This window comes from Mesorhizobium sp. B2-5-13, from assembly GCF_006440535.1.
Lineage (GTDB): Bacteria > Pseudomonadota > Alphaproteobacteria > Rhizobiales > Rhizobiaceae > Mesorhizobium > Mesorhizobium salmacidum.
Map to the genome: position 1 here is coordinate 65,240 of NZ_VFUI01000013.1, position 20,212 is coordinate 85,451.

General features: G+C 60.7%; 18 protein-coding genes. 7 read left to right on the forward strand and 11 right to left on the reverse strand.

All coding sequences use genetic code 11. The features are described from left to right. Positions 1 to 2: 2 nt before the first annotated feature. Positions 3 to 1,679: a phospholipase D-like domain-containing protein gene (locus FJ434_RS20740; protein ID WP_140750863.1), complete on the reverse strand. Its 1,677-nt coding sequence runs from the start codon at positions 1,677 to 1,679 to the stop codon at positions 3 to 5. 182 nt (positions 1,680 to 1,861) lie between these two features. Further along, on the reverse strand, positions 1,862 to 2,758 hold the full coding sequence (locus tag FJ434_RS20745) for a LysR family transcriptional regulator (RefSeq protein WP_210242185.1): 897 nt from the start codon (positions 2,756 to 2,758) through the stop codon (positions 1,862 to 1,864). Between the two features lie 133 nt (positions 2,759 to 2,891). Here FJ434_RS20745 and FJ434_RS20750 point away from each other — a divergent pair, with 133 nt between their 5' ends. From FJ434_RS20750 to FJ434_RS20780, 7 genes are all read left to right on the forward strand, one after another. Continuing rightward, a complete protein-coding gene (locus FJ434_RS20750) occupies positions 2,892 to 3,740 on the forward strand; it encodes a transporter substrate-binding domain-containing protein (protein ID WP_140750867.1) in 849 nt (282 codons plus the stop codon). Between the two features lie 89 nt (positions 3,741 to 3,829). Beyond that, positions 3,830 to 4,141: a (2Fe-2S)-binding protein gene (locus tag FJ434_RS20755; RefSeq protein WP_210242187.1), complete on the forward strand. Its 312-nt coding sequence runs from the start codon at positions 3,830 to 3,832 to the stop codon at positions 4,139 to 4,141. Beyond that, positions 4,138 to 5,664 (forward strand): NAD(P)/FAD-dependent oxidoreductase, encoded by a 1,527-nt coding sequence (locus FJ434_RS20760; protein ID WP_246678344.1) that lies wholly within the window; start codon positions 4,138 to 4,140, stop codon positions 5,662 to 5,664. The genes FJ434_RS20755 and FJ434_RS20760 overlap by 4 nt, the downstream gene beginning before the upstream one ends. Then, positions 5,648 to 6,811, forward strand: coding sequence for an FAD-dependent oxidoreductase (locus tag FJ434_RS20765; RefSeq protein WP_140750872.1), 1,164 nt, complete (start codon positions 5,648 to 5,650; stop codon positions 6,809 to 6,811). The genes FJ434_RS20760 and FJ434_RS20765 overlap by 17 nt, the downstream gene beginning before the upstream one ends. Beyond that, the gene (locus FJ434_RS20770) at positions 6,811 to 7,524 is read left to right on the forward strand and encodes an ABC transporter permease subunit (protein ID WP_140750875.1); all 714 of its coding nucleotides are present in this window, start codon (positions 6,811 to 6,813) and stop codon (positions 7,522 to 7,524) included. The genes FJ434_RS20765 and FJ434_RS20770 overlap by 1 nt, the downstream gene beginning before the upstream one ends. Position 7,525: 1 nt before the next feature. Further along, on the forward strand, positions 7,526 to 8,209 hold the full coding sequence (locus FJ434_RS20775; RefSeq protein WP_140750877.1) for an ABC transporter permease: 684 nt from the start codon (positions 7,526 to 7,528) through the stop codon (positions 8,207 to 8,209). Positions 8,210 to 8,224: 15 nt separating this feature from the next. Further along, a complete protein-coding gene (locus tag FJ434_RS20780) occupies positions 8,225 to 9,037 on the forward strand; it encodes an ATP-binding cassette domain-containing protein (protein WP_140750879.1) in 813 nt (270 codons plus the stop codon). 124 nt (positions 9,038 to 9,161) lie between these two features. On the opposite strand, the gene FJ434_RS20785 is transcribed toward FJ434_RS20780, so the two are convergent. The 9 genes from FJ434_RS20785 to FJ434_RS20825 all read right to left on the reverse strand — a co-directional run bounded on the left by FJ434_RS20785 (position 9,162) and on the right by FJ434_RS20825 (position 20,212). After that, entirely contained in the window at positions 9,162 to 10,694 is a 1,533-nt protein-coding gene (locus FJ434_RS20785) for a phosphoenolpyruvate carboxykinase (ATP) (protein WP_140750881.1), read from the reverse strand. Positions 10,695 to 10,869: 175 nt separating this feature from the next. After that, a complete protein-coding gene (locus FJ434_RS20790) occupies positions 10,870 to 11,091 on the reverse strand; it encodes a ribbon-helix-helix domain-containing protein (protein ID WP_140750883.1) in 222 nt (73 codons plus the stop codon). Between the two features lie 35 nt (positions 11,092 to 11,126). Next, positions 11,127 to 12,566 carry a Glu/Leu/Phe/Val dehydrogenase gene (locus FJ434_RS20795; RefSeq protein WP_348640975.1) on the reverse strand — a complete coding sequence of 480 codons (1,440 nt, stop codon included), beginning with the start codon at positions 12,564 to 12,566 and terminating at the stop codon, positions 11,127 to 11,129. Positions 12,567 to 12,693: 127 nt separating this feature from the next. Then, positions 12,694 to 15,204: a methyl-accepting chemotaxis protein gene (locus FJ434_RS30315; protein WP_246678345.1), complete on the reverse strand. Its 2,511-nt coding sequence runs from the start codon at positions 15,202 to 15,204 to the stop codon at positions 12,694 to 12,696. Next, positions 15,192 to 16,325, reverse strand: coding sequence for an alpha-hydroxy acid oxidase (locus FJ434_RS20805; protein WP_348640976.1), 1,134 nt, complete (start codon positions 16,323 to 16,325; stop codon positions 15,192 to 15,194). The genes FJ434_RS30315 and FJ434_RS20805 overlap by 13 nt, the downstream gene beginning before the upstream one ends. A 45-nt stretch (positions 16,326 to 16,370) precedes the next feature. Continuing rightward, a complete protein-coding gene (locus FJ434_RS20810; protein WP_140750887.1) occupies positions 16,371 to 17,429 on the reverse strand; it encodes an ornithine cyclodeaminase in 1,059 nt (352 codons plus the stop codon). Positions 17,430 to 17,469: 40 nt separating this feature from the next. Further along, on the reverse strand, positions 17,470 to 18,252 hold the full coding sequence (locus FJ434_RS20815) for an N-formylglutamate amidohydrolase (protein WP_140750889.1): 783 nt from the start codon (positions 18,250 to 18,252) through the stop codon (positions 17,470 to 17,472). Continuing rightward, positions 18,252 to 19,568, reverse strand: a complete 1,317-nt coding sequence (locus tag FJ434_RS20820; protein ID WP_140750891.1) for a glutamine synthetase family protein — start codon at positions 19,566 to 19,568, stop codon at positions 18,252 to 18,254. The genes FJ434_RS20815 and FJ434_RS20820 overlap by 1 nt, the downstream gene beginning before the upstream one ends. Further along, complete coding sequence (locus tag FJ434_RS20825) at positions 19,565 to 20,212, reverse strand: isochorismatase family cysteine hydrolase (protein WP_140751026.1); 648 nt, start codon at positions 20,210 to 20,212, stop codon at positions 19,565 to 19,567. The genes FJ434_RS20820 and FJ434_RS20825 overlap by 4 nt, the downstream gene beginning before the upstream one ends.

Below are 20,212 nucleotides of genomic sequence, written 5' to 3' on the forward strand. Positions count from 1 at the left end.
TCCTAAAATCGGCGAGAAAAAAACTCCCGGCGGACGGAGCGCTCTGTGCTTCCAAAGTAGTCAGACCACCAGCGGTCCGTTCTCAACGGTTTGGGCGGATCGGCAGGATCGCGCCAGGCTAGGGACTCGCGGAAGGCGTGATGCGAATAAAGGCGCATGAATTCGCCGAGATAGATGTCGGCGACGCGCGTGTTCCCGACGACGATGAGCATGTTCTCGTCATTCTGATCGGTGGACGCGTCACTAAAGTTTGCCGAGCCAGCGACGACCGCAGGATTGTCCGACATCGGGTCGATCAACATGAACTTGTTGTGCACGTATTTCACGTTGCTGTTGAGGCCAGAAAGGTGCTCCTGGACCCAGCCGTCGATCTTGTTAGTGGCGATCAAGGATCCGATCGCGAAGGTGTTTTCGGGCATGTTGCGCAGCAGTTGGATAGCCTCTTCCTCCGCTAGGCGCTCCGGGCTGCCCTCCTTCAATGGACGCGTCGCTTTCTCGAGCAGGGCGAGGCGAAAGGGCGCTGTGCTGTTGCGGTAGACGTTCTTGAAGAGATCGTGCATGCCGAAGGCAAAGGTCATGAACACGCCCTCGCGGGCTGTCATGGCTAGGTCCGCGTACCATTGCAGCGCAGTGAGGTCGGAGCGCGGGCTGAAAATGAGGCTAGTGCCACCTGGCGGGGGCATGGCGGGGAGCGGAGTTAATTCCTCCGTGATGTCGTTGAGCTTGCCGTTGGTGGGGTCGCCGTGCAGCGCATCCCAATATTTACGATAGAGATCAGCCGTGTCGGGATCCTCGACCACGTGCGCCACGTTCGAATGGCCGAAGATACCCCCGTCTGAAAAGTTCGTGCCTCCCGTCCAAACCGAGATTGGAGCGCCGTTCTCCAGCTTCACAATGAACTTGTTGTGCGAAATGTAGGTTTTGTTGGTCCTGCGCTCCATGCAGTGGTCGGCGAGTGCGACGCCGCCGGCCTCGTCGACCTTGGAGACTGCAAGGCGATTGTCATCTCCGGGCTTTGCCTTGCGGGCATCGTAGATGATCTCGACATCCACGCCCCGATTGATGGCGTCTTTGAGCACCTTGAGAAAGGGTTCGTAGTTGAACTCATACGCCGCAACTCGCAGCGCGTGGGTGCCGGCCACGGCGTCATTAACGAAGGCAGTCATGGCCTCATAAAGGCCCCGAGACAGCCAAATCCAGGCTTGCCCATTTTGCACCTGCTCTGGCCGACGGTTTCCGAAGCGGGCAACATAGGCCTGCGAGGCAGCCACACCACGATTGAAATAGACATCGTGGTTGCCATTTTCAGGGCTCTCGGTCGTCACTTCGACTGCGACTTCGGCGAAGGTAGCCAAGGCAGATGGCGAGCCGTTCAGGGCGGTGATCGTGTAAGTGTAACGGTACCCTGGCTTGGCCGAGTAGTCGGCCCACTGAAAGCTTTGAACGGGCTGTTGGTTTGTCGGGTAGGTCGCGCCGGCCGGAAAACCCGGATCAGTCTCCGCGAAGCACTTCATGCCTTCAAGGTAGTAAGCTTCGTTCTCCTCATGATCGAGCCGATGGATTGCAAAGCCGAGGAGGCCCTCGCACTCCACTTCAGGCAGGTCAAAACCCAGGGTGACCACGTAGGTGCCGGCGACGGCTGTTACCGCCAATGGACCGTTACTATTCCACGCACGCATGCCCCCTCCGCGTCGCTGAATTATTTGCAAGAACAGTAACAGCATGCCCTGTCACAAAGAAGGCTATTGTAGCGAGCGCCCCATAAGTTTGCTGTCTTTGAGTGCGAAAGGTCCGCTACCCTGCGGAACAGCGTGCCGGCACTTCACAACGCCAGCGGGGGGCATGCCCCGTTTGCTCTACATTAGCTCACAACCCCAAGATCGCGATCGCTGGCCGCCGCCTGCCGCAGTGCCTGAAAGAGTTCCTGGACGACCTTTCTGGAAGATCGATCTCTCGCCAGCTCGACGACATAGTTTCCGGCACCAGCAACCCCAGGAATTCCTGAGCAGACCGCTAGTCCCATAGATTGCAGAAGTTGCCGCGAGACCGGCCACGGCACCAGGGCCAGTACGAGTCCCTCACGCACCATTGCAAGGGCGAGCGGGGTGGTCTCGACCGCATCGATCTTGAATACATGTCTCTGCGCGAGGCCCGGGTAGCGAGCTAGAAGCGTGTTCCATCCCACGGCATGTGAGCGCACCTCCAGCAACCTAAACCGCGCCAGATCATCAGCTCCGTGAATTTCCGCCACGTCCGTCGGTCGACCCACGACAACATGGGTCAGGCCCATCAACCAGCCCGGATGTCGAACTGAACCCGGCTCTTCGGAGCACCGTATCGTCAGGTCGGGGACGACCTGGCGTTGGATATCCTCCATCAGCAATTCGACTTGGGCGGACGGCTGGGTCTGCTCGAAAACCGAGACGACACGAGGCAGCCAGCTCATGGTCATCAGCTGACTGGCCACCAGGGTCACGCGCTCTACGTCTTTCCGCGGAAAGAGAGCTGCCGCCTTGGCTTCGATGGCGCGCAGTGAAACCTGCACCGTGGGAAGAAACTCGTCGCCCTCTATGGTGAGTCGAACGCTATTCGCGCTCCTCTCAAAGAGCGGCCTTTTGAAATATGTTTCGAGAGCCAGGACCTGCTGGCTGACCGCAGCAGCGGACATGTTCAATTCGCGCCCGGCCGAGGCGAAGCTTTGATGCCTCGCGGCCGCATCAAAGACGCGTAGCCAGTTTAGTGAGGGAATGCCGCTCATTTGCATGACCTAGCATAAGCAGAACTTACGCTGAGGGCCAACAGATACAGGATGTCCGATTGCCCGCCCGGAGCGGTACAAAAATGCTGAGCCCGGAGTTCAATGGACAAATCATGAAAAGGGGGACCTCGCTATGCTGAAGCGTACGACACTGCTTGCGCTTGCGCTCGTACCGCTGCTCGCAGCCAACGCCGCTGCCGGCGAACTGCCGAAACAGATCACGATCGCCACCGAAGGTGCCTACCCGCCGTGGAACTACGTCAACCCTGACGGTTCGGTCGCTGGTTATGAAATCGACCTCATCAACGCGCTCTGCCCCAAGATGCAAATCGAATGTAAAGTCGTCACCCAAGACTGGGATGGGATCATCCCAGGGCTGACCGTTGGCAAATACGACGCCATCGTCGCGTCGATGGGTGTGACTGAAGAGCGCAAAAAAGTGGTCGCCTTCTCGATCCCCTACGCCAAGGCGCCCAACGGTTTCTTGACGACCGGGTCGGGCGGTCTCACCCATCTTCCGGGCACCGGAGCGTCGTTCGACCTCGCTATCAAGCCTGACGAGGCCACCAAGGCGATCAATGATTTGAAGGCCGCACTCACCGGCAAGAAGATCGGCGTCCAGTCCGGCTCTACCGCGGCCAATTTTGCCGACGAGTATCTCAAGGATCTCAATCCCATCGAGTATCCCTCGTTCGAGCAACTTGGGCTCGAGCTGACCGCCGGCCGGCTGGATGTCGCCATCGCCAACGTCACCGCGTTCAAGGCAGTGATCGATGCCAACGCGCCCGGCACTTTGGCTCTGACGGGTCCTACCTTTTCGGGCGGTGTGCTCGGCTTAGGCACGACCAATGTCGCCCTGCGCCCCGCCGATGAGGACCTGCGCAATGCCTTCGATGCCGCCATCGATGCCCTGAACAAGGATGGCACCAACAAAACACTTACCGAGAAGTGGTTCGGCGTGGACATCTCGATCCACGATTGACCGCTGACGATGCGGCCTCGCCCGCCTCCCGGCGGGGCCACCATCTCATCAATTCGCTGAGCCGCTGGAGCGGCCACCTCCCACTCCGGATGCTCAAATTGTTCGTACCCGTTGGCCCCAACGTCACATCCATAACCATTCATGTCGACGACCGACCAGTCGCCGCGCGAAGCGGAGAAACTGTGGCGGCCTGCCTCCTTCGGGAAGGAACCACGTACTTTCGCACGACGCCGGTCTCGGGCTCGCCGCGTCTTCCGTACTGCATGATCGGACACTGCTTCGAATGTCTCGTCGAAATCGATGGGGCGGGAAATAGGCAGGCTTGTCTGATGATCGTAGCCGAGGGCATGCGCGTGCGCCTCCAGCATGGCGCTGCGTCGATCCCGGAGCGCGCCGCATGACGATGGACGATAGCAAGGGCACCGGGCCTGTTCTGCCTCGGCCAGACGCTGACGTAATCGTTGTTGGGGCTGGGCCCGCCGGGATGTCAGCGGCGAGCGAGCTTGCTGCAGCGGGATGCTCGGTTATCGTCCTCGACATGCAGCCGAGCCCCGGCGGCCAGATCTTTCGCGGCCTTGAAGCGAATGTCTCGGAAAAGGGGCAGGCTTCAGATCTGCTGCGAGCACTGGGGGAGAGCTATCGGGCGGGGTCCGCGCTCATCACGAGGTTTCGCGCGGCTCGATCCATCGACTACCGCGATCAGACGACGGTCTGGGAGGTGCGGCCCGACGGCACCGTGGGCTGGCTACGAGGGGCGGACGCTGGCTATCTGCGCGCGCGTCACGTGCTGCTGGCTCACGGTGCCATGGAGCGCCCCGCGCCGTTTCCCGGCTGGACGCTCCCTGGCGTTATGACGGCAGGCGCCGTCCAGACTTTGCTCAAAGCGGGCCGCATGAAGCCGGTCGGCCGCGTTGTGCTCGCCGGTTCCGGCCCATTGATCTTGCTGCTTGCAGACCAGCTTCGACGCCTCGGATCGCCGCCCGTTCTCATTGCCCGGACTGACCGACTTTCCGATAGCGTGGCCGCAATCAGACACCTTCGGATCCCCGCGATCGGTGATTTCGCAAAGGGCGTTAAATGGCTTGCTGAGCTGCACGGCGCCCATATCAAAATGGCCTCCGGTATCTTGGATCTTGAGGCGCTAGGGCAGGATAAGGTCGAGGAAGTCCGCTACTCGATCGGCCGTCGTCGGTCTGCAGTCCGATGCGACCTTCTCGTGGTCCATGACGGCATCATTCCTTCACTCGATCTTTCGGTGGGTGCTGGCCTCACGCTCGAGTGGGACGGCCAGAACGCGAGTTGGCGACCGCGCACGCGTGAGGACGGCACAGCCACCGCAATCGATGACAGCGGGCGACCGGATCAACTGTCTCGAATCCGCGTGACCGGCGATGCGCGCCGCATAGCAGGTGCCGATGCGGCAATTGCGCATGGTCGAGTGGCGGCACTGGCAATCTTGGAGGAATTGAACAAGCCAAGAACCCGCTCACACGAGACAGCGCAGGCAGCCATGAGCCGGGCCATTGCAGCACGGCCATTCCTTGACGCTGCTTTTCCGCCTGGTCTGTCGACCCACTCCATTGCCAACGAGACGATCGTTTGCCGATGCGAAGAACTAAGCGCCGGACTCCTCCGCGAACGCATCGGAAGCGGGGCTACCGATATCAATCTCTTGCGGGCCGAAACCCGCTGCGGAATGGGCCCCTGTCAAGGTCGCAACTGCATGACGACCCTCTCGCGATTAATCGCCGAGCAGGGGCCCGGTGCGACCGCCGCGCCAGCGTTTCGAGGCCGTCCGCCAATCCGGCCGTTGCCGCTTCGCGCCCTGGCGCACCTTTCCGGTCTCGATCCCGTGGCCGCGCAGATGAAGACGCTCGAAGACAAGCCTGACGCCGGGGAGCCCCCGCATGCCTCTGCTTCGTGAGACCGTACTTATCGTGGGAGCTGGGCTCCATGGCTGCGCGATTGCCCTTTTCCTGGCTCGCGCCGGCGCAAAAGTCGTCGTCATCGAGAAGAACACTGCCGGCCGCCACGCGTCCGGCGTAAACGCGGGCGGACTCCGGACCCTCATGCGAGACGTTCGGGAGTACCCACTCTCACAGAGAGCAATGGCGCTCTGGGGCTCTCTCGAGGACGTGGTGGGAAGCGACGGTGCGAGAGCTGCGGAAGTCCGACTCGGAGCCGGCCAAGTTGCTGTTGCGTTTGACGAGGCGGAAATTGCCTGGGCGGAGGCTCGCTCCAAGGATGTCCGTAAGCGTGGCCTCGGCGACGAGGAGCTCCTTTCGGCCGATGACGTGCGTCGCCTCCTTCCCGGTATCTCCGCCACGGTCTTGGGCGGGCTGATCGTCCGCGGCGATGGGCATGCCAATCCCGCCGGGGCCATGGGCGCATTTCGGGACGCGGCAAAAAGAGCGGGCGTCACCATCGTCGAAAACAGCCGCGTTCTAGGTCTCGATCGAGCGCGGGGAGGGGGGTGGAAGGCAGAAACCACGAGCGGCGTCTTCGAAGGGGGAATTCTCATCAACTGCGCAGGCGCATGGGGACGCAACGTGGCCGCCCTTGTCGACGAGGATCTGCCTCTAGCGGTCGCGGCGTTGTCGATGATGGTGACGATCCGGGTGCAGCCCTTCGTCACGCCAGTGGTCGTCGGCATCGATCGCACTCTGTCGTTCAAGCAGAGTGCGGCGGGCTCACTGGTTATCGGGGGCGGTATTTTCGGAAATGCCTGTACCGACCGCGATACCTCCTTCACGATCATGGACCGGATGGCGCAAAGTGCGGCAGCAACCGTCGCGGCATTTCCCGCCCTAGAGGAAATTCCGATTCTTCGCACGTGGACAGGGCTCGAGGGCCTGACCCCGGACGGAGTGCCCATAATCGGACCTGGGGTACGACATCCTGACCTGTGGCACGTCTTCGGTTTCTGCGGCCACGGATTCCAGTTGGCGCCTGCGGTCGGCGAGGCCGTGATGCGATCGCTGGCTGAAGGGCAGACCAGCAATCTCCTCGCACCCTTCTCTCCGCAACGGTTTACAGCCTCTTCCGTCCGGCGTTCGAAAGGAGCGGCTTGATGAGCCAGGGCCCGTTCACGTTACTGGGCTTCGGACCCGAGGGATGGGGTCTGCCATTGCTAACGGCAGCAGGCCTCACGCTAGCTGCGGCAGTGTGTGGCTTCGGCGTTGGAAGCATCCTCGGCATCATCGGTGCCACGCTAAAACTTTCGCGCGCTCTGCCGCTGCGCTGGATCGGCAACCTCTATACGACGATCTTTCGAGGCGTCCCCGAACTCCTGATTGTCTATCTGTTCTACTTCGGCGGCTCGGTTGCGGTCACTCAACTGATGAACCTCGGCGGGTTCCCCGGGTTCTTCTCCGTGCCGTCGTTCCTCACAGGCATCCTGGCTATTGGCTGTGTTTCCGGCGCCTACCAGACGGAGGCCTTCCGCGCCGCATTCCAGCGTCTCGACCGAGGCCAGATCGAAGCGGCCCGATCTTGTGGCATGTCCGGCCTGCTGCTTTTGCGGCGGATCGTTGCGCCCCAGGCCCTGCGCTTTGCGCTGCCCGCTCTGGGGAACATCTGGCAATCGGTCCTGAAGGAGACCGCACTGCTCTCAGTAATCGGCCTGATCGAACTCCTGCGGCAAGCCAGTACGGCCGCCGGCTCAACAAGGCAGCCTTTGGTGTTCTATGCCGCCGCTGCGCTCCTCTACCTCGTTATCGGGCGCATCACCGGACTTATCCTGCGGAAGCTCGAAGTCCGCCTTGCGCACCCTTGGAAGCGATAAGATGGATTGGTCATTCCTCATCGACGTCGCGAAGCAGCTGGCATCTGGCGTTCCGCTTACGCTCCAACTCGCGGCGACCTCCATCGTCGTCGGATTTTGCCTCGCGGTTGGCATATCGGCCGCGGCTTCGAGCCGCTGGAGAATACTCCGTTGGTTGGCCACGCTCCACGTGGAGCTGTTTCGCGGCACCCCACTGTTGGTCCAGATCTTCCTCATTTATTACGGGCTAGGCCAGATACCCGAGCTTCGCGCCTCTATTCTGTGGGTATTTCTCTCGCAAGCATATTGGTGCGCGATCCTCGCGCTGTCGCTCAACACCTCGGCCTACGGTGCTGAAATTATCCGTGGGGCAATCGCGGCGGTGCCGGAGCAGGAAGTTGAAGCGGCGCGGGCCTTGGGCATGTCGGGCTTTCTTCTTCGCAGGCGCATCATCTGGCCGATCGCATTGCGACATGGGCTGGCCAACTACGGCAGTGAAGCCATTCTCATGCTCAAGGCAACCTCACTGGCGAGCGTGATCACGCTGATGGAAGTGACGGGTATCGCCCGCAAGCTGATTTCCGCCTCTTATCGAGCCTTCGAAATTTTCATCGTCAGCGGCGCGATCTATCTGGCGCTCACGTTTTTGCTCACCGTCATCCTGCATTGGGTGGAATGGCGGCTCAATCCCCACAGGCGGACTTAACCAGCGGAGGCCACCATGGCGGCAGACATTGAAACCCAGTCGAATAGGTCGATACCTGGCTCCGTACCCGCGATCAGGGTGGAAGGTCTCGTAAAACGCTACGGGCAGCTCGAGGTCCTCAAAGGCATCGATTTCGAGGCACGGGAAGGAGAAGTGATCTCAATCCTCGGTGCGTCGGGGTCGGGCAAGTCTACCTTCCTGCGCTGCCTCAATCTTCTTGAGCTTCCAACTGCGGGGCGGCTGCACGCATTTGGGGAAGAGATCCGATTGCGATCGCAAGGAGACAGACTGCAAATCACTGATACCAAGCAGGCCGACCGTCTGCGCACCAAAGTTGCAATGGTGTTCCAGAACTTCTGCCTCTGGAGCCACAAGACAGTGCTCGAGAATCTCATCGAGGCCCCCATCTACGTTCAGCGACGCAATCGCAGTGAAGTAAGGTCCGAAGCCGAGGCGGCCCTCGCCCGGGTGGGTCTGCAGGATCGGGCTGCATCCTATCCGGCGCAGCTCTCGGGTGGGCAGCAGCAACGCGCTGCGATTGCCCGCGCGCTCGTCATGAAGCCGCGAGCCCTCTTGTTTGACGAGCCTACATCGGCGCTCGACCCGGAACTGGTGGGGGAAGTGCTCAAAGTTATGCGCGATCTAGCTTCGGAAGGTCGCACCATGTTGGTCGTGACCCACGAGATGGGCTTTGCCCGTGATGTGTCGAGCCGCGTCCTGTTCCTGGAGAGAGGTGAAATCCGCGCGCAAGGGCCCGCCAGAGAGCTCTTCTCTGGCGGTGTAGACGCACGGTTCGATCAATTTGTCGGTCTGTTTCCACCCAGTTGAAACGGGCTTCTACGACGAGCTAGACCCGCTTGCCGGTATCGACAATCCAAGGGATTTGTTCGGAATGGTGCAGCGAGCGGCGACCTCCTAGGCGCCGCACCATGGCCAGATATTGGCGGCGGTATCAGGCCGCTTTCGTCAGCTGCAGCTTCCCAAAGGTCTCGGCAAAGGACGTCGCGAGCTTTCCTGCCGCGATGTCATAGGCGGTCGCGTCCGGCCAGTTCGCCCGCGGGTCTAGTTGACGTTTGGCCAGACCTTCGACCGACAGGGGGATATCAAAGCCAAAGAACGGGTCTCGGCGCATGGGGGTCCCAATGAGTTCCCCCGAGACCGCCGCCTCGACCAGCCGGCGCGTGGCAGCAATGTCGATGCGGGTGCCGACGCCATAGGGGCCGCCGATCCACCCGGTGTTGATCAACCAAACGCGTGCCCGGCTCTTATCCAACCGGTCTGCGAGGAGTTTTCCATAAACCTGAGGGTGGTGCGACATGAACGGCGCGCCGAAACACGCTGAGAAGGTTGCCGTGGGCTCCGACACGCCTCGTTCTGTACCCGCAAGCCTCGCTGTGTACCCTAACAGGAAGAGCCGGATCGCTTCATCCGGACTGAGCGATGCGATTGGCGGCAGCACACCGAACGCATCGGCGGTCAGAAACACGACGTTATTTGGTGTCGGGGCCGTGCCGGTCTCGACCACACCCTTCAACGTCGAAAGCGGGTAGGCGGCCCGTGTATTCTCAGTCTGGGACAAATCCGCATAATCGGGTTCGCCATTCTCGATCACAACGTTCTCCAACACCGCGCCGAAACTGTGGGTTGCGGTGTAGATTTCTGGCTCGGCTGAGGATGAGAGTTTCGCGGTTTTTGCGTAGCAACCCCCCTCGATATTGGCGATGCCTGCGTCACTCCACAAATGCTCGTCATCACCCACCAGCGCTCGTTTCGGGTCCGAGCTGAGTGTTGTCTTGCCTGTCCCACTTAAACCAAAAAACAGCGATGTCTCGCCTGCTGCATTCATGTTAGCCGAACAATGCATGGGCAGAATTCCCATGAGGGGAGCGTGGAAGTTCACGAGCGAGAACACCGATTTCTTGATCTCGCCGGCATAGGCAGTGCCCCCGATCAGAACGACGTTTCGACTCATATCCAGGGCGATGACAGTGCCGGTACGCGTCTCATGCCTTGCCGGGTCCGCGACAAAGCTCGGAAGGTGCAAGATGGTGGCATTGATGCTTGCGGAGCGACTCCGGGGCCTAAGCAGGTTGCGGATGAACAGCGCGTGCCATGCCGTCTCCGTCACGATGTCGACGTTCGCCTGAAGCGAGGGATCAGCGCCGGCGCCGAGTTGTTCCAGATAGAGCTCCCGTCCCTGCACATGCTCGAGCATATCAGTGAGCAACAGATCGAAGGCTGCAAGCGTCATGGCAGCACCGTTGTCCCACCACACATGGGGGTCGGTTAGTTCGTCACGTACGATATATTTGTCCTTGGGCGATCGTCCGGTGAACGGCCCGGTTGATACCGCGACGGCACCTGAATTGGTGAGCTGCGCTTCTCCCCTCTCGCATGCTCTCATCACCAACTGCGCGCGAGTGCTTTCGCGACGAACTCGCGCCAATTTTTCGATGCGGTTGACCAGTGTCAGAGTGAGGGGCATGGTGTCTTCCAAATGGGAGTTCAGTTGAAGCGGGTTCTATCGGAGCAGCAAACGAATGACACTTCGAAATGCGTCGTAATACTGAAGTAGTGTCATCAATTTCTATTTCGGAAAACATGACGCCGCATCGCCCGCATATTGAACGATCTTCGCGATGTCGAAGTGGTTATTACGACTAGTCTACATAGACGACGACATTATCGTTTGGTGGTTCATCGCGGGTTTCCGCCTCGGCGCGGAGGGCTGCGGCCGATGGTGGGCCGCCATGCGAGAAGGCCAGGTTGATGCACCTCCTCACCGCTTCCTGCCTGCTGACGTATTCCGACTGTTCTGCAATCCATGCGTCGACCCGCGCCAGCATCTCGGGGGTCATCCGCACTGTGATCCGATCGTCCATCTGCCCATCCCTGAACATGCCATCGCAGCTGCTCCCTAGATACCGATCGCGTCGTAGTGTCCTTTGATGCGGTTGAGGGCGATCACGTACGCCGCCGTGCGCAGATCAGTGACTTCAGGATTGCCGTTCCACAGCGCTGACATTTGCGCGTAGGTCGAGCGCATCTTTTCCTCGAGGCCCGAGCGCACCAGGTCGATCTCCGATGCTCCGGCCAGAAAGCGAGCCCGGCGATCGGTGGGGACCGGTGACCCCAACATGGTCTCGAGCGTCTGCAACAACTGTCGGTTCTCGTGTTCGCGCTGCCGCCGCTCCATAAGTCCGAAGGGCATGTGGGTAATATTCTTGACCCACTCGAAGTAGCTAACCGTCACGCCGCCGGCGTTGGCGAAGAGATCAGGGATGATGACGATGCCCTTCTCCCGAAGGATCCGATCAGCCGCGAAGGTGACCGGGCCGTTTGCGGCCTCAACGATGAGACGCGTGGAAAGGCGCGCGGCATTGCCTTCGTGGATCACACCTTCGAGCGCTGCAGGAACAAAGATATCGCACGGCGTCTCAAGAGCGCCCAACCCATCGGCACTGTAGCTGCCGCCCAAGAAACGAGCGACGCCGCCGGTCGCGACGAGATGTTGCTTCAATGCTTCTATGTCGAGCCCATCGGCATTGCTGACTGCACCATCCCGCTCAATGACACATACGATCCTGCAGCCGTCGTCGACGAGGAACTTCGCCGCATGGTAGCCAACATTGCCCAGACCCTGCACGACCACCCTCAAGCCGGTGAGACTGTCCGGCAGTCCTGCCCGTTTCCGATCAGCAGGCGTGCGGAAGAACTCCCGGATCGCATATTGAACGCCCCTACCGGTTGCTTCCGACCGGCCCGCGATTCCCCCGGCCGCGATCGGCTTACCCGTGACGCAGGCCGCGGCATTGATGTCGTGGGGGTTCATGCGCTGGTACTCATTGGCCATCCACACCATGGTCCGCTCCGAGGTTCCCACATCGGGCGCTGGCACGTTCAGTGAGGGGCTCAGGAAATTCTGGCGGGCGAGCTCCTGCGTGAATCGCCGGGTGATCCGTTCGAGTTCGGCGTCAGTCCATTCGGACACGTCGATCTTAAGCGCGCCCTTCGAGCCGCCGAACGGCAGATCCAGGAGGGCGCATTTGTAGGTCATAAGGGCGGCCAGCGCCTCGACCTCATCTTGATCGACGTTGGGCGCATAGCGGATCCCGCCCTTGGCTGGCGCGGGATGGTTGGTGTGTACCGCCCGCCAGCCCTCGAATGTGTACATGCGCCCGCGCAGCCGCACCCCAAAGCGTGTGATGTAGGTCTCGTTACACACCCGGATTTTTTCCGCGAGGCCGTCCTGCATCGGGACGAGCGCCGAGGCGCGACGGAACATGGCATCCACGTCGGCAAGAAAGCTGCCGTGCTTTTGGTCGGTGATGACCGGTTCATCCTTTAGGTCCAGCAATTAGGTCTCCGGCCCGCCAGCAGAGGCAGGCGCTTATCAAGAATTCAGATAGGTCCTGGTGTCCCAGGATGGTCAGGGCGCCCAAGCCCTTGGCGGAGCCCGACCGGCTCCATCCGAACGATTGGGTTCAGTCTTCGGACCAATCCTTGTCCAGGGCAGCATTGCCGACGCTGGCGAAGGACTTGACCAGTACCGGCCTCTCGCCCGATTGCTTGCGTGACGCGGGTTTGTCCCTCGTGTTCAACACCTCTGGTTCAGAACCCTCGTCGATTAGGAAGAGGTCGACGATCCGGTCCAGGTCGGAGGCTTGCGCCTCGGTCTGCTCGATGGCCGCATTCGTCTGCTCTACCAACGCGGCATTGTGCTGCGTCATCTCGTCGAGCTGCCGAACGGCCATGTTCACTTCCTCGATGGCAAGAGCCTGCTCCCGGCTCTCTCGAGCGATAGCCTCCATCAACTCGTTCTGCGAACGAGCGGCCGCCAACATGCTGGCGAGCTTGTCACTCGCTTCCGCAACGAGCTTTGAACCCTGTCCGACGTCGAGCGCCGATTTCTCGATCAGCCCCTTGATCTCGTTGGAGGCAGTCGCCGCTGACTGGGCAAGTCGCCTCACTTCGACGGCCACCACAGCAAAACCCTGACCCGCTTCGCCAGCTCTCGCCGCCTCGACCGACGCGTTGAGCGCCAGTAGATTGGTCTGGAAAGCGATGTCTTCGATCATTCCCACGATGTCGGCGATTTTGGAGGATGACGACGTGATCCGGTCCATGGCGTCATTTGCCCGGGACATGACCTCGGCGCCTTCTTCGGCGGTCCGCGATACGCCACGCGCACTCCCGGACGCTTCTTCGGCCTTCTTAGCGTTCTCGGTCACCGTAACCGCCAGTTGTTCGACTGCGGCCGACGTCTCTTCGATGGTCGCCGACTGCTTGGTCGTGCGTTCCGACAAGTCATTGGCGCCCGAGAGGATCTCACCAGTGGCGGTCTTTACCCCGCGCGACGTCTCTCGGAGCTGGCGCACAACGGCGCTCAGCCGATCGGCTACCGCATTGGTGTCGAGCTTCAGCCTCTCGAACGCACCTTGGAATTCACCTTGGACCCGGTGAGACAGATCGGTCTCGGCGACGGCTGAGAGCACCCTGCCCGTTTCGGCCAATCCACGATCGACCGTCTCTACCAAGTCATTCACGCTCGCTGCCAACGCGTTAAGTGCGGCATCGGGGAAGGTCGCATCGACTCGCTTGGAGAAGTCACCCGCGATAGCCGCATCTACAACCTCGCCGAATGACAGCTGCAGGGATTGCATCATTTCGGTACGTTCGAGCCGGCGTTGAACGGAGGCCTGTTTCTCCTCGTCAGTCAGCGCTTCAACCTTGCGACCGTTTTCGCGGAACACCTCAACCGCTCGGGCCATGTCGCCGAGCTCGTCACGGCCTCCGACGCCGGCAATCGCGACGTCGTAATTGCCTCCAGCGAGAGCCTTCATTGTATCGGTCAAACGCGTGATAGGCCGTGTGACAAGCCGCGAGACGAGAATGCCAATGACGATCGCGGCCGCCAGCACGATCAGTCCCCCGATCGTGAGACCGACGGCCATGGCGCGCACGGGCTCCAGACTCTCGGTCGCTGTACGTTCGGCTACAACTGCGAATTGCTGACCAAGAATGCTGATGGGCGAGGCCGCGACCATCACTTCCTCGCCATCGGGGCGAGTTTCGGTCCCATTGATCGTGCCGGCCGAGCTCGCGCTCTCTTCGATAGTGCGGTAGTCGAGCCGCTCGGTGAGCGGTGACACCTCGGGTCGGCGCGGCAGAGTGGTCAACACAAGCCCATCAGGGGTCGAGAGAAACGTCTGACCGGTCAATCCCAACCCGTCAGTCGGCCCCAGGATCGTGTTGAAGAATTCCTCGTCGAGCCGGATCGCAACTGCGCCGTAGAACGCTGGTTTACTACCAAGCTGCTTCCACACAGATTGGATCAGGAAGATCGCGGGTTTGTCTTGATTGTAGGCATATCCGGCAAAAGCGGAGGCGACTTGAGTGCCGTCCGGGCTGCCTGAGACTTGCTTAAATAACTCGTCCAGGGTCGTCTTTCCAACGCGCTCGTCATCGTCGGCGGGCAGAAAATCGTCGGACTTCGTGACGCTGTAGACCACCTTGCCCTGCTTATCGAGAACATAGATGTCGCCATAGCCGCCGTTCTTCCAAACCGTCAAAATGCCATTGTGCAGTATGGCGTGGCGATAGGCGTATATCGGAGCCAGACCGTCTCCCGTCAGCGCGGCGCGCTCCTCCGGAGTGCCCGGGGCGGAGAAGTAACCCTTGATGGTCGGATTATCGACCGGCACCGTGGAGAGATAGGGCCCGATTTCTCGCAGCAGCTGATCGACCGCGCTACCGCTGGCCAACGATGAGAGATCGCCAACGGCGGAGCTGACCCGCAGTTCCAGCAGGGCCTTGCGAGAGCTAGAGAGGGTTTGCAGCTCCGAGGCGGTGGCCTTGTTCAAACCCTCCAAACCATTAACATAACCGATAACTGCCATGGAGAGGCACGTACACACAGCTATTCCCACCACCACCAGCGGCAGTAAAACGGACTTTTTGGCTAGCTGTGTCCTCAGCCCCTCTAGTGTGGCCATAAGACCTCCCCCGTGATCTGATCAATAGATGTCACGCCGCACGACGCCATGGTGCGATCGAGTTCCTTGTGCAGGATATCCAAGGCCGTCGTCACACCGGCCTCACCGTTGGCGGCGAGGCCGTAGAGCGCCGCGCGACCAATGAGGACACCCTTGGCCCCCAGGGCGAGCGCTTTCAGAATGTCCTGGCCGGTCCGGACACCTCCGTCGAGCAGGACTTCGATGCGCGAATTAACGGCTTTTGCGACGTGCGGCAGGGCCGCGATCGAGGACGGGGCAGAGTCCATCTGCCGTCCGCCCAAATTGCTGACGCTTATTGCGTCTGCGCCGATAGAAATTGCTTCAAGGGCATCTTCTGGATCGAGAACCCCTTTGATGATCAACTTACCCGGCCACATGTCGCGAACGCGTTTGATCTCCTCCCACCGCAGGTCGAGCGAATAGGGGTCTTGCGCGTACCAGCGCGCGAAAGATGCCAGGTCGTGCACCCCGTCGACGGAACCTGTAAAATTCCCGAAACCGCGGCGCTTGGCCCGCAGCATCGATAGCAGCCAGCGAGGATGGGTGGCGAAATCGAAGACGCTGGACGGGGTGATCGGTGGGGGGATCGTCAAGCCGTTCTTGATGTTGACGTGCCTTTGCCCTTCAACATGGAAGTCTATTGTCAGGATCAGTGCACTGCAGCGAGCTGCCTTCGCGCGATTGATCTGACTTTCGAGGATGCGCCAGTCCTTGAAAATTGAGACTTGTTGCCAAATCTCACCGTCCGAAACCGAACGGACATCCTCGACGGAGCACGTGCTCAACACCGATAGCCCAAAGGCGACGTTGCGTTTGTATGCGGCTCGTGCCGCCGCCATTTCCCCATCGGGATAAAGGAAGCCGGCGACCCCCGTAGGCGCGATCGCCACGGGCATTGCAAATGGCATCCCTAGAAGGGTCGTCGCCGTGCTTCGACCCCCAACATTCTTTCCCACCCGCTGGCGCAGCCTGATGTCGTGAAAGCCGGCTTCATTGGCTTGGTAAGTGATCTGTGACCAAGAGCCGCTGTCCACGTAGTCGTAGAGCATCCGCGGCACGCGCCTTTGCGCGAGAACGCGTAGATCGTCGATGGTCGTCACTGGGGTCGGTCGATACTTTCGCGTTTGCATTCGTCCCCACCGCCTTTAAGCGGCTGCCTGTTTGGCGGCCCGCAACAACATGCCATAGAGATCTCGCGGCTCGTCGGGGTCAGCCAGAAGGTCAAGGTCCTGGTAGAGGGGCGTGGTTTTGAGCTGTTCGCTGACGTAGCGCAGCGCCGAAAAGTCCTCGATAGCGAACCCGACGGAATCGAACAGGGTGATCTGATCGTTGGAGCGGCGCCCCTCCGACTGCCCAGACATCACCTGCCACAACTCGGTGACCGGATGATCAGGCGCAAGCTGCTGGATCTCACCCTCGATCCGAGTCTGCGGCGTGAATTCCACGAAGATTCCGGACCGCATGAGAATATCCCGGTGCAGTTCGGTCTTGCCGGGACAGTCGCCGCCAACAGCGTTGATATGAACGCCGGCGCCCACCATGTTGTCGGTAAGGACGGCGGCGTAGTGCTTGTCGGCGGTCACCGTCGTGACGATGTCGGCGCCCTCAACCGCTTCCTGGCCGCTCGAGCAAATGGTGACATCAAAGCCCATGCCCGACAGGTTGCGGGCGCACTTCTCAGAGGCCCAACGGTCGATATCGTAAAGCCGTAGTCTGTCGACGCCCAACAGGGCTTTGAAAGCGATTGCCTGAAACTCGGACTGTGCGCCGTTTCCGATGATGGCCATCGTTCGAGCGTTTTGGCGCGCCAGATATTTTGCGGCCAAGGCCGACGTCGCCGCGGTGCGAAGCGCCGTGAGGATCGTCATCTCTGTCAGCAGCATCGGGTAACCCGAACCAACATCGGCGAGGACGCCGAACGCCGTCACCGTCTGCTTGCCGTCGCGCGTATTCTTGGGATGCCCGTTGACGTATTTGAAACCGTACAGATTGCCATCGCTAGTTGGCATAAGCTCGATGACGCCATCATCGCTGTGAGAAGCGACGCGCGGCGTCTTGTCGAAGAACTCCCAGCGGTGGAAATCTTGCTCGATATAGGCGGCGAGCTCGGTAAGGAACCGCTCGACACCAATAGCGAGCACGAGCTTCATCATGTGGTCCACACTGACGAAGGGAACGATTGCGAGACGAGAAGGGGAGGTCATTGTACCAACTCTGAAGCGGCTTGGCGGGAAGCAGCCAGGCCTAGGAGGCGCCCATCTTGGAAGAGCGGGGGGAAAGTTCATCGGACAAAACGGCGCTCAGCCGGGCGGCCCAACGATCGGCACCTGCCTCGTCCGCGATCAGGTCGTTTCTGATCTCAAGAAGCACTGCGTCGATCTGACGGTCGTCGCCATGCACCGGAATGGCATAGTCGCTATCCCGGCTCACAACATAGGGTTGGTTCAGCGCGGCGTTGATCGAGGGATTTTCTCTGATCCCGTTGAGGACGTCTTTCGCGAACCCCTCGGCGCGGCCGAACAACACTCCGAAGTGCCAGGGTCGGGCGACCCCGAAGTAGATCGGGGTAAAACTGTGGATGGTGACGAGCTTGGTTGCCCAGCCTTTCGCTTTGCGGCCGTCGAGATAGCCGCTCACCGCACTGTGGAAGGGTTCGAAAATCATCGCCTCGCGGCGGGCGATTTCGCTGGCCGGAAGACCTTCATTGCCGGGGATCGCGGTTCCTTCAGAGTGCGCTGGGACGCTATCGCTGCTGCGCAGCGGCCTGTTCAGGTCGATCAAAAGTCTAGAATAAGTTCCCAGAAACGCGGGCGCGCCTAGAATTGCGGCGAGTCGTCGAGTGACTTCGGCGGCTCCGATGTCCCACGCGATGTGACGTCGAAGCGCTGCGTCGTCCAATCCAAGCTGCCGGTACTCGTCAGCGATGAAATTAGAGGCATGCTCGCAAAGCAGCACGATCTCTCCAGCTCTCGTCTCCTCGACGAACTCCAACGCGGGACGCGCTGACGCATAGTTTGGAGTGGACATTAGTAGAGCCCCCCGTAGAGGTTGCAAACCTTGTCCGGCTCCAGGCTGGCGCAGTGCTCGATCTCGGCCAGCTTGACGCCCACAAAGCTCTGGACCAGCTGCGGGGCAAACCAACTCGTTACCGTCTCGCTGGCCTTTAACTCGTCGATCGCTTCCTGAAGGGATTGCGGAAGACGACGAAGGCCGAGCGTGCCGCGCTCCTCGACAGTCAACTTTTCGGGATCGCCGGAGAAAAGTGGCGGGGTTGCCATCTCGGTCCGGATGCCATCCAGGCCGGCTCGAACGATTGCCGTCATCGCCAGGTATGGATTGGACGTTGCGTCGGCGACCCGATACTCGATGTTGTACTGCTTCGAAGGATCGCGATTGCCCATCGTCACGGTTGGACAGATGCGTAGGCTCGCTTCTCGATCCTGCTGGGCCAGCCAGGTGTACGACGAACTCCAGCTGTGTGGCTTCAGGCGATAGTAGGAAGGAACGGCGGAGGCGGTCAGGCATGTGATCGCCGGCAAGTGCCGAACGACTCCTGCGCAGAAGGCCGCGGCTATTGGCGATAGGCCGCCGGGCCCTGCTGGGTCATAGGTGGCAGGGTTGCCCGATCCGTCGGCGAAACTGAAATGGATATGCACACCATTGCCGACGGCGGTCGGGGCTGGTTTCGGCGTGAAGCTGGCGCGCCAACCAGAGTTGCGAGCGAGCTCCCGAGTGATTTCGCGAATGACGACCGCTCGATCCGCAGCGACGAGCGCGTCGACGGGCGCATTTGTAATCTCGAACTGGTCCGCCCCGAATTCGGCGAGAACCATTTCGGGCGCAGCGCCGGCCTCACTTAGCGCCGCAAACAGCGTTGTGGGGAATGGATCAGTGCGGCGCAGGGCCGAGATCGAGAAGGGGTGCGCTGGAGCTAAGGCACCATCGAGAAGTTGGAATTCCTGCTCGAATGTTCCGATAATGGAGTGACCGGTCGCGGCTGTAAAATCCGTCAGCGCCGCCTTCAGCAACGAACGCGTACAGCCGATCCACGGCGCGCCGTCCAACTCCACCAGGTTGCCGAGCACGATGTCGAACGGGGTCGCGGAACCCGTCAGCGCAGTGTGATATCGAGCATCGAGATCGGGAATGAGACGCAAGTCCCCCGCCGATCCCCAGGGATTATCTGCAACGATGCCGCCGAACGGTGTCAGTGAGAGGTTTGCGGGAACCCAACCCACTCCGGACCCGACCGACTTCTCCAACTGGCTGGCAGGGACCGGCCGGCCTCGCGTTATCGCCGTCAGGTCGGTGGTAGCGATCGTAACCAGATGCTCGATTGTCATTTGGACCGCTCCAACTCTGCAAAGCGCCCAACCACGGTCTCGGTGTCAGTTGCCCAGCAGTAGCCGCCGAAGGCGGCGAGCGCGCTCCGATGCCGCTCCTCCGTTTCGGCTGCGCACGCATCCGAAACGCACGTAACGAGATACCCACGGTCCGCAGCGTCACGAACGGCCATGTCGACGCATTGATCCGTCATGATCCCGGCGATGACGAGTTGCGCCACGCCGAGGTTTTTCAGAATGTAATCGATATTGGTAGAGTTGAAGACGCCAGACGACGTCTTCGGGATGAGGATCTCGTCCCCTCTGGGCGCCAAGTCGGCCACGGGCAAGCCCTCTGCCAGGCTCGGAGGCACATGTATCGGAGTAAGCTTGTGGTCGAGCGAGCGGTCACGCCCGTCTTCCGTCAGGCTTTGGATGATTGTCTGGATGACCTCCACCCCGGCGGCGCGAGCGGCCTCAAGCAGGCGCTTCTGGTTCGGGATCGTTACCGTCGACGTCCAGCGATAGAAATCGTGGTCCGCTCCGCGCTCGGGATGTGATGGGTCAAGCCCAGGCTCGAGCCAAATCCTCTGCATGTCGACAAGCAACAGGGCGGCCTTGCCATGCTGAAATGGGCCATCGCGGGTGGGAAGAGCTTGTTTCAC